11 protein-coding genes are annotated in these 14,465 nt (G+C 66.9%); 7 read left to right on the top strand and 4 right to left on the bottom strand.

Annotated elements, in window-relative coordinates; all coding sequences use genetic code 11:
* The first annotated feature begins 96 nt into the window (after nucleotides 1-96).
* A complete protein-coding gene (locus ASC94_RS09205) occupies nucleotides 97-936 on the top strand; it encodes a phytanoyl-CoA dioxygenase family protein (RefSeq protein ID WP_056393578.1) in 840 nt (279 codons plus the stop codon).
* Nucleotides 937-1,752, top strand: coding sequence for a TIM barrel protein (locus tag ASC94_RS09200; RefSeq protein WP_056393576.1), 816 nt, complete (start codon nucleotides 937-939; stop codon nucleotides 1,750-1,752).
* Here the strand turns inward: ASC94_RS09200 and ASC94_RS09195 are convergent.
* The 3 genes from ASC94_RS09195 to ASC94_RS09185 all read right to left on the bottom strand — a co-directional run bounded on the left by ASC94_RS09195 (nucleotide 1,743) and on the right by ASC94_RS09185 (nucleotide 5,327).
* Nucleotides 1,743-3,746 (bottom strand): CHASE domain-containing protein, encoded by a 2,004-nt coding sequence (locus ASC94_RS09195; protein ID WP_056393574.1) that lies wholly within the window; start codon nucleotides 3,744-3,746, stop codon nucleotides 1,743-1,745. The two genes, ASC94_RS09200 and ASC94_RS09195, sit on opposite strands and share 10 nt — an antisense overlap.
* Before the next feature lie 107 nt (nucleotides 3,747-3,853).
* On the bottom strand, nucleotides 3,854-4,969 hold the full coding sequence (locus ASC94_RS09190) for an HD domain-containing phosphohydrolase (RefSeq protein ID WP_056393573.1): 1,116 nt from the start codon (nucleotides 4,967-4,969) through the stop codon (nucleotides 3,854-3,856).
* A gap of 76 nt (nucleotides 4,970-5,045) precedes the next feature.
* Nucleotides 5,046-5,327, bottom strand: a complete 282-nt coding sequence (locus ASC94_RS09185) for a hypothetical protein (protein WP_157201362.1) — start codon at nucleotides 5,325-5,327, stop codon at nucleotides 5,046-5,048.
* 130 nt (nucleotides 5,328-5,457) lie between these two features.
* Between ASC94_RS09185 and ASC94_RS09180 the strand changes: the two genes are divergently transcribed.
* The 5 genes from ASC94_RS09180 (at nucleotide 5,458) to ASC94_RS09160 (ending at nucleotide 12,594) form a co-directional block, all read left to right on the top strand.
* Nucleotides 5,458-5,928, top strand: a complete 471-nt coding sequence (locus tag ASC94_RS09180) for a MarR family winged helix-turn-helix transcriptional regulator (RefSeq protein WP_056393566.1) — start codon at nucleotides 5,458-5,460, stop codon at nucleotides 5,926-5,928.
* A gap of 184 nt (nucleotides 5,929-6,112) precedes the next feature.
* Entirely contained in the window at nucleotides 6,113-8,500 is a 2,388-nt protein-coding gene (locus tag ASC94_RS09175) for a M1 family metallopeptidase (protein WP_056393564.1), read from the top strand.
* Entirely contained in the window at nucleotides 8,497-9,009 is a 513-nt protein-coding gene (locus ASC94_RS09170; RefSeq protein ID WP_056393563.1) for a DUF6702 family protein, read from the top strand. The genes ASC94_RS09175 and ASC94_RS09170 overlap by 4 nt, the downstream gene beginning before the upstream one ends.
* A gap of 130 nt (nucleotides 9,010-9,139) precedes the next feature.
* Nucleotides 9,140-11,026 carry a PAS domain-containing sensor histidine kinase gene (locus ASC94_RS09165; protein ID WP_056393561.1) on the top strand — a complete coding sequence of 629 codons (1,887 nt, stop codon included), beginning with the start codon at nucleotides 9,140-9,142 and terminating at the stop codon, nucleotides 11,024-11,026.
* A gap of 86 nt (nucleotides 11,027-11,112) precedes the next feature.
* Nucleotides 11,113-12,594, top strand: a complete 1,482-nt coding sequence (locus ASC94_RS09160; RefSeq protein WP_056393559.1) for a hypothetical protein — start codon at nucleotides 11,113-11,115, stop codon at nucleotides 12,592-12,594.
* 30 nt (nucleotides 12,595-12,624) lie between these two features.
* On the opposite strand, the gene ASC94_RS33140 is transcribed toward ASC94_RS09160, so the two are convergent.
* A complete protein-coding gene (locus ASC94_RS33140; protein WP_200955620.1) occupies nucleotides 12,625-14,385 on the bottom strand; it encodes a serine hydrolase in 1,761 nt (586 codons plus the stop codon).
* Nucleotides 14,386-14,465 lie beyond the last annotated feature (80 nt).

Raw genomic sequence — 14,465 nt, 5'->3', positions numbered from 1 at the left:
GCCATTTCGAAGACAACGTGTCAACCGTTTGCCGATTGTGACGCCGCCGGGCCGCCCGTACAATGGCGCATCCCTCATCCTCCGGAGACCCCTGCCATGCTGACCGAAGCACAGAAACAACAATATGAGCGCGATGGCTACATCGTCATCCCCGGCTTCAAGAGCCTGGACGAGATCGCCGCGCTGCGCGCGCGTGCCGCGAAGATTGTCAACGAATTCGATCCAAGCGTGGCGCAGGGCATCTTCACCACCAAGGACCAGGAAAAAAAGGCCGACGAATATTTCCTGCGTTCAGATAACACCATCCGCTGCTTCTTCGAGGAAGAAGCCTTCGGCCCGGACGGCCAGCTGAAGCAGGCCAAGGAGCTGTCGATCAACAAGATCGGCCACGCCATGCACGACCTGGACCCGGTGTTCCGCGCCTTCTCGGCCGACCCGAAACTGGCGGCCGTAGCCAAAGACCTGGGGCTGGCCGAGGCGCAGGTGTGGCAGTCCATGTACATCTTCAAGCAGCCGGGCATCGGCGGCGAAGTGCGCTGGCACCAGGACGCCACGTATTTCGACACCACGCCCATCAGCGTAACCACTTTCTGGTTCGCGCTGGAGGACGCCACGCTGGACAACGGCTGCCTGTGGGCCGAGCCGGGCGGCCACCGCACGCCGCTGCGCGAGCGCTTCGTGCGCAACGGCGACGACATCCGCGTGGAAAAGCTGGACGCCACGCCTTGGCCGGACGATTCGACCGCCGTGCCGCTGGAGTGCAAGGCAGGCAGCCTGGTGTGCTTCCACGGCCTGCTGCCGCACTACAGCGCGCCGAACCGCTCGCCGGTGTCGCGCCACGCCTACACGCTGCACGCCACCGACGCGCGCACCGCCTACTCGCCGCAGAACTGGATACAGCGCGGCGCCGATTTCCCGGTGCGGGGTTTTATTTAAATGCAGATCAAGATTTTCGCCCCGCACTGGGGCAGCAACGAGCTGGCGCCGCAGGTCTTCATCGACAAGGTGAAGGCGGCCGGTTTCGACGGCATCGAAATGTCGCTGCCGCTGGACGCGGCCGCGCGCGAGGACTGGACGCGGCGCATCGCGGACGCCGGCCTGGCGCTGATCGCGCAGCAGTGGGAAACCGTGTTCCATCCGCAGTTCGACGCGCACAAGCAGGCGCTGGCCGAGCTGCTGCACAATGCCTGCGCGGCGCGCCCGCTGCTGGTGAACACCCACACCGGCAAGGACTTCTACAGCCAGGCGCAGAACCTGGAGCTGATCGCGCTGGCGGACGCCGTCTCGCAGCAGCACGGCGTGCCCATCGTGCATGAGATCCACCGCAGCCGCTTCAGCGGCCATCCGATGCTGCTGCTGCCTTATCTGCAGCAGCTGCCGCAGCTGGCGCTGACGGCGGACCTGTCGCACTGGTGCTGCGCCTGCGAATCGCTGCTGGAAGACCAGCCGGAGACGCTGGCGGCTACCTTGCCGCATGTGCGCCACATCCACGCCCGCGTCGGCCATGCGCAGGGGCCGCAGGTGGCGGACTTCCGCGCGCCCGAGGCGGCGGACGCGCTGCAGGCCCACCTGCAATGGTGGGACCGCATCGTCGGCCTGCGCCGCGCCGCCGGCGCCGGGCTGCTGACCATCACGCCGGAATTCGGCCCGGCGCCCTACCTGCCCGCCATGCCCTACACCGGCGCGCCGCTGGCCGACCAGTGGCAGCTCAACGTGGCCATGATGCAGCTGCTGCGCGCCCGCTACGCCTGAACGCGCCCCTCTTCTTCGCCTTCCCGGACCGGCACGGCCAGCGGCAGCACCAGCGTCACGGTGGTGCCCTGGCCCGGCTCGGACTGGATGGAAATGGTCCCGTGCAGCACGCCGGTGACAATGTTGTAGACGATGTTCATCCCCAGCCCCGAGCCGCCCTGCCCCATCTTGGTGGTGAAGAAGGGATCGAATATCTGGTGCAGGGTGCGCGCCGACATGCCCACACCGTCGTCGCTGAATTCGATCTGCACCTGCGCGCCGTCCAGCGCCTGCGCGCGCAGGCGGATGGTGCCGCTGTGGCGGTCTTCAAAGGCGTGCAGCATGGCGTTGTTGATCAGGTTGCTCAGCACCTGGCTCACGCTGCCGGGATAGGAATCGAATTCCAGCAGCTCCGGCACCTCCAGCACCACTTCGCAATTGGCGCGCCGCAGCTGCGCGGCATAGGTGGCCAGTACGTCGCCCACTACGCCGTCCAGCCGGAAGCGGCGCCGCTGGCCGCTGGTCTGGTCCACCGCCACCTGCTTGAATGACGTGATCAGTTCGGCCGCGCGGCCCAGCGAATTGGCGATGATGGCGCAGGCGGTGCGCGCGTCGCGCAAATGGGCGTCCAGCGCCGAGCGCTTGATGCCGCCGTCGGCCAGCTTGCGGTCGAAATCGGCCACCATGTCGCTCAGGGCGGTGGCGGTCAGCAGGCTGTTGCCGATGGGCGTGTTGAGCTCGTGCGCGATGCCGGCCACCAGCGCGCCCAGCGAGGCCATCTTCTCCGACGTGATCAGATTCGTTTGCGCCTGCTTCAGGGTGGCCAGCACCAGGGTCAGGTCGCGGTGCGCCAGCTCGGCGTTGGCTTTCTGCGCCGCCAGCTCGTCCAGGCTGCGCTCCAGCCCGTGCTGTGTGTGCACCAGGGCCGCCTCGGTTTTCTGCCGTTCGGCGATGTCGCGCCGCAGCTGTTCGGCCAGCGCGCTGTTGCGCTGCGAGACCATCAGCAGCAGCGCGATCAGCGCGCTGATCAGGGTGCCCGCCGCGGCGATCATGGCCACGCGCACATTGCCGGTGCTGTAGCGCGTGCCGGCGTGGCCGTTGAATTCCATCAGCCAGCGCCGCTCGCCCACGTTGAGGCTGGCCTTGCTGTTCAGGCCGGGCAAGGGCGCCACCCGCTCGCCGCTGCCGATCTTGCCGGCGCTGTCGTACATCAAGGTGTCCATATTGCGCGGCAGCACGCTGTCGTCGCGCTGGTAGCCGCCGTCGTGGATCTGGATCGACATATGGCCCAGCAGCGGCGTATCGATCACTTCGCGCATCAGGTTGTTAACCCGGAACACGATGGCGATAAAGCCGATCAGCCCGGCGCGGCGCTGCTCCACCGTGTCGATGGGGCCGTCGCGGTAGACCGGCGCGCGCGCCACAAAGCCGGGCTGGCCGGTGGCGTCCTGTACCAGGGTGATGCGCTCGGTCGCCACGATCTGCCCGCTGTCGCGCCCCATTTCCAGCGCGCGCCGGTGCGGCTCCAGCGCGCCCAGGTCCAGCCCGAAAGCGTTCTCGTTGCCCACCATGGGCTCGTTGTATTCAATGATGTAGTGCAGGTCGCGCACGGCGGCCGGATGCACGTTGAACTGCGGATAGCCTTCCGGCAGCAGGCTGGTGTCGGCCTGCACGCCGGCCGCGAAGCCGTGCAGCTGCGCGGCCGGCACCAGGCGCACGAACTGGATGGCCTGGAAGCCGGGGTAGCGCTCGCTCAGGCGCAGCTCGCGTACATAACGGTTGAATTCGCTGCGCGTGACGCGGCCGCCGCGCACGGCGTACATGCCCTTGATGCTGAGCAGGGTGTCGAAATAGGTTTGCAGGCGAACGGCGGTGTCGCGGGCGATCTTGTCGGTGTCGCGCTGGAAGGTGGTGCGCAGCGTGTGCTGTTGTGCGTCGGACACAAAAAGGCACACCCACACGGTGATGCAGATGCCGACAACAAACGCCAGGTAACCGTGTATGCGCAAATGCATGTCCGTGCTCGACAATGGACGCGGCCGAACAGCCTGGCCGCAGGGCTGAATCGACTATAACATAGCCGTGTGGCTACATAAATAAAAGCAATAGATTCAAGCAACAGTTATTGCACTGGGTCCTGGAATTCCGTAGCAATTTCCATGAAACGCTGCTCGGCCATCAGCATGGCGTCCACCACGTCGGGGTCGAAGTGCTCGCCGCTGCCCTGGCGGATCAGCTCGATGGCGGTCTCGTGCGTGAAGGCGGGCTTGTACACGCGCCGCGAGATCAGCGCGTCGTACACGTCAGCCACCGCCATCAGCCGCGCCGACACCGGAATGGCGTCGCCCGCCAGGCCTTGCGGGTAGCCGGAGCCGTCGAACTTCTCCTGGTGGGCATAGGCAATCTCGCGCGCGAAGCGCAGGAAGTCGTTGGAAAAGCCCAGGCGCTGCTCCACGCCGGCGATGGCGTCGCGGCCGTACACTGTGTGCAGCTTCATCTGCTCGAATTCCTCCTGGCTGAGGCGGCCCGGCTTGAGCAGGATGGCGTCCGGAATGCCGACCTTGCCGATGTCGTGCAGCGGCGCGGCCTTGTACAGGAAATCAATGTTGCGGTCGCTCAGCTCGTGCTCGAAGCGCGGGTGGCGCTGCAGCTCGCGCGCCAGCGCCACCACGTAGCGCTGCACCCGGTGGATATGGTTGGGGCTTTCGCGGTCGCGCGTTTCGGCCAGGGTGGCCAGCGCCCAGATCACCGCGTCCACCATCATGGTCAGCTCGGTGGTGGTTTCCGTCACCAGCTCTTCCAGGTGCAGGCGCTGGTGCGCCAGCAGTTCGGCCGAGCGCTTCAGCTGCAGTTGCAGCGCCACGCGCGCCAGCACGGTTTCGGCAATCAAGGGGTGGCTGATGACGTCGGCCGCGCCCTCGCCGTGGCCGCGCTGCTCCAGCCCGGGCTGGCCGGGCGGCACCATCAGCAGCAGCGGCAGGCCGGCCGTGTCCGGATGGCGCTTGAGCTGCCGGCACACGGCGAAGCCGTCCAGGCCGTCCAGGCCGTCCAGGCCGGGCAGGCCGGCGTCCAGCAGCACCAGGTCGGGGCGCGGCACCTGCTGGGCGATGCGCAGCGCGGCCGGGCCGTCGGCGGCCAGCTTGACCTCGTACAGGTCTTGCAGCAGGCCGCTCAGCCATAGCAGATTGTCCGGCACCGAGTCGGCGATCAGGAGGATGGCCTTGTTGTTGTCGTTCATGGACTGCGTCCCATAGAAGCTGATGAAGCTGATACGCTGGATAGTTACCAGCCAGCATCATAGCAGGGACGGCAAGCTATTCGCACAACGCCGGGGTGCCGTCCTCGAACAGCGCGCCGAAGCAGCGCGTGCAGTGGAAGCAGAACAGGTGGGCGATGCGGACATTGTCCTGGCGCGGCACCAGCTGCAGCTGGCCTTGTCGGCAGGAAGGGCAGAACTCGCGCATGCTGCCGACGGCGGCCACGTCGCTGGCCAGGTAGGTGTCGTCGCAACGCTCGCCGTCGATTACCGTGACGGGATCGAGTTCGACCAGCAGCAAAGTCGGGGCATTGCCCCGCAAGTCCGGTGTCCGTTTCATGCATTCATCCCCTTGCCGCTTTCTGGGAAGCGGGCTCTCTCACCTTAGCCAAATCGTGCCTGACTGACAAGCGAAACTTTTTTGTGAGCGTTTGCTTGCAATTGAATAGCGCACTATCTATACTGTGCACATGGATACCTCAACTGCTACCCCCGCCACCGATCCGCTGCGCCAGGTGCCCCGCCTGGACGGGCAACTGTGCTTCGCCCTGTACTCGACCTCGCTGGCAATGAACAAGCTGTACCGCAAACTGCTGCGCAAGCTCGGGCTCACGTATTCCCAGTACCTGGTGATGATGGTGCTGTGGGAAAAGAACGAACAGACCGTCTCCGAGCTGGGTGAGCGCCTGTTCCTGGACTCGGCCACCCTGACGCCGCTGCTCAAGCGCATGGAGCAGGCCGAGCTGCTGACGCGCACGCGCTGCCCGAACGACGAGCGGCAAGTGATCATCGCCCTCAGCCCGCACGGCGACGCGCTGCGCCACGAAGCGGCCAAGCTGCCGCCGGAAATCCTGGGCGCCACCAGCTGCACGCTGGAACAAGTGGTGGGCATGAAAGAACAGCTGACCGCCCTGCGCGACAGCCTGATGAAAAACGCCTGACGAACAAACCCGCCATCCGCTGCCTTGCGCGCATCAATGCCTCGCCAGTGGCGGCAAGGGTAAATCTTCGCGCGCGAGACTTTTTCAATGTATCAAGTTATTTACAAATGAAATTACAGCTGGGGAAACAGCCGTTCTAGAATAACCGCTTAACTTTTTCATTAGAAAACAGGGATAGCGGAAGATGAAGCGTTTGCCGATCAGTATTGCAGCACTGTGCCTCTCCTTATCGGCCCACGCCGCCGATGCCTTCGACGACAAATTCCGCCAGCTCGACGAGCTGCTGCCCACCGCCACCCCCTACCGCACCGCGTCCGGCGCCCCCGGCCACGCCTACTGGCAGCAGCGCGCCGACTACACCCTGCGCGCCACCCTGGACGAAGGCAAGCGCGCCATCACCGGCAGCGGCCAGGTCACTTACCACAACAACTCGCCCGACACCCTGCACTACCTGTGGCTGCAGCTGGACCAGAACATCTACAAGCCGGATTCGGACGCGCGCCGCATGCTCACCGCGCCGTCGCGCGAGGCCTGGACCCGCGCCAAGGGCGCCGAGGACGGCATGAAGTTCGAAGGCATGCGCGGCATCCTGGCCGGCCGCGAGTTCGACGGCGGCTTCAAGATCGGCGCCGTGAAAACCGCCGGCGGCCAGCCGCTGCCCTACACCGTCAACCAGACCATGATGCGGATCGACCTGCCGACCCCGCTCAAGCCGGGCGAAAAATTCAGTTTCGCCGTCGACTGGCAGTACAACATCAACGAGCAGAAAGTGCTGGGCGGACGCGCCGGCTACGAGTACTTCGAGCAGGACAAAAACACTTTATTCGAAGTGGCACAGTGGTTCCCGCGCATGGCCGCCTACTACGATGTGGCGGGCTGGCAACACAAGCAGTTCATCGGCTCCGGCGAATTCACCCTGGAGTTCGGCGACTACGACGTGAGCCTGACCGTGCCGGCCGACCACGTGGTGGCCAGCACCGGCGAACTGCTCAACCCGGAACAGGTGCTGAGCGCGGTCCAGCGCGAGCGCCTGGCCCGCGCCCGCAGCAGCGACAAGCCGGTGGTCATCGTCACCCAGGCCGAAGCGGAAGCGGCCGAGAAGTCGGCCAGCACCGCCACCAAGACCTGGCACTTCAAGGCCAGGAACGTGCGCGACTTCGCCTGGGCCTCCAGCCGCAAGTTCATCTGGGACGCGCAGGGCTATAAAAAGGACGGCACCAACGTCATGGCCATGTCCTACTACCCGAAGGAAGGCAATCCGCTGTGGGAGAAGTATTCCACGCAGGCCATCATCCACACCATCGAGCAGTACAACAAGTACAGCTTCGACTATCCCTACCCGACCGCGATCTCGGTCAACGGCCCGGTGGGCGGCATGGAATACCCGATGATCTCCTTCAACGGCCCGCGCCCGGTGAAGGACAAGAAGACCGGCGAGATCACCTACTCGAAGCGTTCCAAGTACGGCCTGATCGGCGTCATCATCCACGAAGTGGGCCACAACTATTTCCCCATGATCGTCAATTCCGACGAGCGCCAGTGGACCTGGATGGATGAAGGCCTGAACACCTTTGTGCAATACCTGGCCGAGCAGGCGTGGGAAGAGAATTATCCGCAGTCGCGCGGCGAACCGCGCGCCATTGTCGACTACATGCGCAGCCGCAACCAGGTGCCCATCATGACGAACTCGGAGTCCCTGCTCCAGTTCGGCAACAACGCCTATGCCAAGCCGGCCACCGCGCTCAACATCCTGCGCGAAACCATCCTGGGCCGCGAGCTGTTCGACCACGCCTTCCGCGAATACGGCCGGCGCTGGAAATTCAAGCGCCCCACCCCGGCGGACTTCTTCCGCACCATGGAAGACGCGTCGGGCACCGACCTCGACTGGTTCTGGCGCGGCTGGTTCTACACCACGGACGCGGTGGACATCAGCGTGGACGGCATCAGCGAAGTGGGCGTGAGCACCAAGAATCCGGACACCGAGAAGGCCTGGAAGAAGGCGCAGAAAGCAGCCGAGCCGGAGTCGATGACCAGCATCAGGAACAAAGGCATGCCGCGCCGCACCGACGCGCATCCGGAGCTGAAGGACTTCTACAACGAGCACGACGACTTCACCGTCACCAACAAGGACCGCAACAGCTACGCCGAAGCGATCGAGAAGCTGGAGCCGTGGGAGAAGAAGCTGCTGGAACAGGGCAAGCACCTGTACCTGGTGGACTTCTCCAACGTGGGCGGACTGGTGATGCCGCTGATCCTGCAGATCGAGCTCAAGAGCGGCAAGAAATATGTCGAGCGGGTGCCGGCCGAGGTGTGGCGCTATTCGCCGAAGAAGATCACCAAGCTCATCGTCACCGACGAGCCGATGGTGGGCCTGACGCAGGACCCGAACTGGGAAACCGCCGACATCGACACCAGCAACAACGGCTGGCCGCGCAAGGTCACGCCTTCGCGCATGGAACTGTACAAGCAGGAACAGGGCCGTGAAGACATGATGAAGGACTACAACACCCCGCTCAAGGGCAAGGACGCCAAGACCGAGGCCGGCGACGTCAAAGGCGACGCGAAAAAATGATGCGCAGCGCGGCAAGGCTGGCGCTGTCCGCCGCGCTGCTGTTGTGCGGCGCGGCGCTGCACGGTCCGGCGGCGGCCCATAACTACCACATGGGACTGACCGACATCAGCTACAACGCCAACACCGGCAGCACCGAGATCGTGCACACCTACACCGCGCACGACGTGGAAGCGCTGCTGGCCAATCTGTACCAGCGCCAGTTCGACCTGGGCCAGCCCGAGGACCAGGCGGTGCTGCGGCGCTACGTTGAACGGCAGTTCACCATCAGCGCCGGCGGCAAGCGCCTGGCGCTGCAATGGGTGGGCGTGCAGGCGGACGCCGCCAGCATCACCATCTACCAGGAGCTGCCGGGCAGCGCGCTGCCGCCGGGCGCCGTGCTGCGCCACATGGTGCTGTCGGACTTCATCCCCGGCCAGCTCAACACCGTCAACGTGGCCGCCTCGCCCTCCGGCCCGGCCGCCCGGTCCCTCACCTTCTCCGCCGCCACGCCTGAACGGCCGCTGCCGTGAGCGCCGCTGCCGCAGTGTCCTGGACAGCACTGTACACGGCACAGCTACTACTCAAGCCGAGCTCTTCCACCGTACAATGGGTTCTCCCCGGCAACCTGCCGTAACGCCCACCCAGCAGACAGACACGTACATGAGCGTCAACAGTCCCGGTCCAGCCAGCGCCGTCGAGGCAGAACGTTTGCGCTTGTTCATTTCCAGCGTCACCGACTACGCCATCTATACGCTGTCGCCGGAAGGCATCGTGACGAGCTGGAATGCCGGCGCGGAGCGCTTCAAGGGCTACCGGGAAGAGGAGATCCTGGGCCAGCATTTCTCGCGCTTCTACACGGAAGAGGACCGCGCCGCGCACCGGCCGGCGCGCGCGCTGGCGGTGGCGCGCGATGTCGGCCGCTTCGAGGACGAAGGCTGGCGCGTGCGCAAGGACGGCACGCGCTTCTGGGCCAGCGTGGTGCTGGACCCGATCCGCGACCAGGACGGCGTGCTGCTCGGCTACGCCAAGATCACGCGCGACATCACCGCGCGCCGCAAGGAGCAGGAAGCGCTGCACGCCAGCGAGGAACGCTTCCGCCTGCTGGTGCAGGGCGTGACCGACTACGCGATCTACATGCTCTCGCCCGAAGGGCTGGTGACCAACTGGAACGAGGGCGCGCGCCGCATCAAGGGCTACGACTCGGACGACGTGGTCGGCACCCACTTCGAGCGCTTCTATACCGAGGACGACCGCGCGGCCGGCCTGCCCATGTACGCGCTGGCCACGGCGCGCCGCGAAGGCCGCTTCGAGCGCGAAGGCTGGCGCGTGCGCAAGGACGGCAGCCGTTTCTGGGCCCACGTGGTGATCGACCCGATCACCGATTCGATGGGCGAGCTGATCGGCTACGCCAAGATCACGCGCGACGTCACCGAGCGCCGCACAGCCGAGGAAGCGCTGGCGCGCACCAAGGAAGCGCTGTTCCAGTCGCAAAAGCTGGAATCGATCGGCCAGCTCACCGGCGGCATCGCGCACGACTTCAACAACCTGCTGAACGTGATCAGCAACGGCCTCGACATCCTGCGCAGCACCGGCGACCGCGCGCTGCAACTGAAAACCATCGACAGCATGGCGCGCGCCGCCAGCCGGGGCGCCACCCTCACCCAGCAATTGCTGACCTTCGCACGCCGCCAGCCGTTCACGCCGGAGCGCGTGCGCGTGAACCGCATCATCGATTCCTTCGAGGCCGTGCTGCGGCGCGCCGTGAAAAGCACGATGCGGCTGGAGTTCGACCTGGCGCCCGGCCTGCCCGAGATTATGGCCGACGTGCCGCAGCTGGAATCGGCCATCCTCAACCTGGTGGTGAACGCGCGCGACGCCATCGGCGACAGCGGCGCCATCGTCATTTCAAGCAGCCTGGTCACGCTGCCCGACGCCGGCGAGCACGTGTGCCTGAGCGTGCGCGACAACGGCTGCGGCATGACGCCCGACGTGGCCAGCCGCGCGGTGGAGCCGTTTTTCACCACCAAGGAAGTGGGCAAGGGAACCGGGCTGGGCCTCAGCCAGGTGTACGGCGCGGTGCAGCAGGCCAAGGGCGAACTGCGCATCGTGTCGCAGCCGGGCCAGGGCACCGACATCATGCTCCTGTTCCCCACCCTGTCCGGCGCCGGCAGCGCCGATAACGAGGCGCACGGCGGGCCGGCGGAAAAAGTGCTGGTGGTGGACGACCAGGCCGACGTGCTCGACATCACCGCGCAGCTGTTCACCAGCCTGGGCTACGCGGTGCTGTCGGCCAACAACGGCAGCGAGGCACTCGACATCCTGCACCGCACGCCGGACTTAAGCATCCTGTTCAGCGACGTCATGATGCCCGGCATGACCGGCCTGGAACTGGCGAAAAGCGCGCGCGCGCTGCGCCCGGACTTGAAGATCATCCTGTCCTCCGGCTACCTGGCCTCCATCCTCTCCGAGCAAAAGGACGAGATCGGCCAGTTCGACTTTGTCGCCAAGCCCTTCCGCCTGTCAGACATCATCAAAAAGCTGCGCTAAGCGGCCCGCCCCGCCGTTGCTTATTTGCTATCGCTGAAAATTTGCGCTATGGTAATCCCTTCCACCTCGTTGAAGGGATATGGCGCATGCATCCGGCCCCGCCCAATCCGCTGCGCCAGCTGGACCGGCTGGAAATGCTGGCCATCGGCTACCTGTGCCTGCCGCTGCCGGTATTCCTGTTCGGCTGGCTATGGCTGCCCTACGCGCTGGCCGCCAGCCTGCCGCTGGCGCTGACGGCCTGGCCATGCTGGCGCGACCGGCGGCGCGGCCACAGCGGCCTGACGCGCCCGGAACGGGCCGCCGTGGTGGCGCTGGCGGTGATTTGGACCATCCTGGGCGGCCTGGCGGGCGGCCTGCACCTGAACGCCGGCTGGCTCCCCCGCATGGCGCTGCTGCGCGACCTGGCGCTGCTGCCCTGGCCGCTGGCCTATGCGGGCGAGCACGGCACGCTGCTGCTGCGCGCCCCGCTGGGCTACTACCTGCTGCCGGCGCTGGCCGGCAAGGTGAGCGTTCTGGACGGCGCCCGCCTGGCCTTATGGTTCTGGACGGCGGGCGGCGCGGCGCTGTTCCTGGCGCTGCTGGTGGGCGCCGGCGGCACGCGTCGGCCCAACGGCTGGATACTGCCCATGGCCGTGGCCGTCCTGTTCAGCGGCATGGATCTGGCGGGCTGGCTGCTGCGCCAGCCCGGCCTGCCTGCCTTCGCCCAGCACCTCGAAAGCTGGGCCGGCGCATACCGGTACGCGTCGCCCACCGCACAACTGTTCTGGATGCCCAACCACGCGCTGCCCGGCTGGCTGGCCGCCACGCTGGTGTGGCGCCACCGCGCGCATGGCCTGGCCGCGCCTGCTGCCGCCCTCATCCTGCTCGGCGCCGTGTGCTGGTCGCCGCTGGTGGCGCTGGGCGCCGCGCCGCTGCTGGCCTGGAGCGTGGCGCGCCGCCTGCCCTGGCCCGCGCTGGACCTGGAACTGAGCGGCGCTGCCTGCTGGGCCATCCTGCCCGCGCTGCTCATCCTGGTGCGCTTCCTCACGGCGGGCGAGCTTGGCGCCTTCGCGCTGCTGCCCGAGGCGGACCACGCCGCAGCATGGCTGCACTATGCGCTGTTCGCCGCGCTGGAATGGGGGCTGCTCGCGCTGGTGCTGCTGGCACTAGGCCAGGGCTCGGCCCTGCTGGCGCTGGCGGCGCTGGAGCTGGCCCTGCTGCCGCTGTTCCGCTTCGGCCCCGGCAACGAGCTGGCCACGCAGGCCGCCATCCCCGCGCTCACCGTCCTCATGCTGGCCACGGTCGCCGCGCTGGACCGTCCAGGCCCGCACCGCCCTGCGCGCAAGGCCATGCTGGGCGCGCTGCTGGCGCTGCTGCTGGCCGGCGCCGCCACCCCGCTGTTCGAACTCGCGCGCGCCTTCCAGCCCGGCCCCCGCTACCGCGACGACGCGCGCAACTTCATCGAGATCAACGGCACGCCCTGGCCCTACGTGATCCGGCTGAACCAGCCCGACCTGGAACACGCCCTCAGGCCGCTGCCCACCGTTCCGGCGGCTCCCACCGATCGCGCTGCCGCGCCTCCGCCTTAGCGCAGCGCGGCGAGCCGGCACCGCGCCAGCTTACTGGGACAGCTTCTCGAAGCGCATGTCGAACAGGCGGTCGGTGCCGACGGCGGCGCCGCTGACGCGGCCTTGCGCGTCGCGCAGGAAGCGCACTACGACGCTGCCGCCGGCGTAGCTGTCCGGCGACAGCTGGCTTAGCGGGATCGCCGCGCCACCGTTGCCCGCCAGGCGGAGCACCAGTTTGCTGCCTTCGGCAGACACCTGGTAGGTGGCCGGCACTTCCTCGCTGCGGTAGCTGCCCGCGTAGGCCGCCAGCGCCGCGCGGTCCGGCGCCGTGTCCACCAGGCGGCGGAAGCGCACCGTGTCGCCGTCCTCCTGGCGGGCGACAAACTGGTCCGGCCCCGAGAAGGCGAAGGTTCCAGAGTTGACCGCGAAGGTCTGGCCGTCCAGCGCGCGCAGCACCTTGCCGTTCTTGATGGCCAGCGCGCCGTCGCGCAGTTCCAGCGTCACCTTGCGCGCATTGAGTTCGCTATAGAACGTGCCGATATATGGCGCCGCGCTGTCGGCGGCTTGCGGCGCGGCCTGCCCGGGAGCGGCAGCGGTGGTGGCAATGATGGCAGCGGTGGCAGTGGTGGCAGTGGTGGCTGTGGTGGCTGTGGTGGCTGTGGCGGTGGCGGCGCTAGCGGTGGCAGCGGCGGTGGCGGCGCTAGCGGTGGCCGGGGCGGTGGCGCTGGCGGCGGCCGGGACGGCGGGGGCGGCCGGCGCCAGCCAGGCTTTCGCCACAGAGCGCGCCAGCGCGTCCGCGCTGACGTCGCCGGCATTGCACAGCAGCGCCAGCGACAGCTGGCGGTCCGGGAAACGGCCCAGCCACGTCCGGTAGCCCGCCGTCGCGCCGCCGTGCGACACTTCCGCCACGCCCTGCCGGTTGATCACCACCAGCCCGTGCGCATAACTGCTGGCCCGCCCCGCCGGCATCACCGGCTTGCGCTCCATGTCGCGCGTGAAGCCCTCGCCCAGCAGATTGCGCGTCAGCGCGTCGTTCCAGGTCAGCAGGTCACCCACGGTGGTCAGCAGTCCGCCGTGGCCGTACACATCCTCGAAGGGCATGTCCTGCTCGTACGCCTCGCCCGCGCGGCTGTAGGCTACGGCGCGGCCAGGCACCACGCGGCGGAAATTGTCGCGCCATTGCGTCTGCTTCATCCCCAGCGGAACAAACAGCCGCTCACGGGTGAACTCGGCCAGCGTCTTGCCGCTCACGCGCTGCACCACGAACGCCGCCAGGACGTAGCCGCTGTTGGTATAGGAAAAGCGCTCGCCCGGCGTGAAATTCAGGGCACGCTGCCGCACGATCACCGCCAGCGCCTGGTCCATGGAGACGGCCCGCGTGCCGCGCGGCCAGCCTTCCAGTTCCACCACGGTGCCCCAGTCGCGCAAGCCGCTGGTATGCGTCAGCAGGTGCTCCAGCGTGATGGGGGTGCCGTAATCCGGCATCTCCGGCAGGTACTTGCGCACGTCGTCCGACAGGGACAGCTTGCCGTCCTTCGCCAGCAGCAGGATGGCGGCGGCGGTGAACTGCTTGGACACCGAGCCGGCCTCGAACACGGTGTCCGGCGTATTGGGCGTGCCCTTTTCCAGGTCGGACGAACCGTAGGCGCGCTTGAACACCGCCTGGCCCGGCTGCGCAACCGCCACCGCGCAGCCGGGCGTGGCCGCACCGCTCCATTTGGCGAACACACGGTCCGCCAATGCGGCCGGATTGTCGTCCGCGCTCGCCGCCGCGTGCGCGGCAATCAACAATACCAAACTTAGTTTCTTCATTGTCCATTCCCTGGTTGGCCATCCCGTCGATGGCGCTCCCATTCTGCCCTAAGATCGTGTGAATTTGGCAAGAATCTGGC

Source organism: Massilia sp. Root418, assembly GCF_001425265.1.
Classification (GTDB): domain Bacteria; phylum Pseudomonadota; class Gammaproteobacteria; order Burkholderiales; family Burkholderiaceae_D; genus Rugamonas.
The sequence above is the reverse complement of the archived record's forward strand: the minus strand, read 5'-3'. Positions and strand labels throughout refer to the sequence as shown.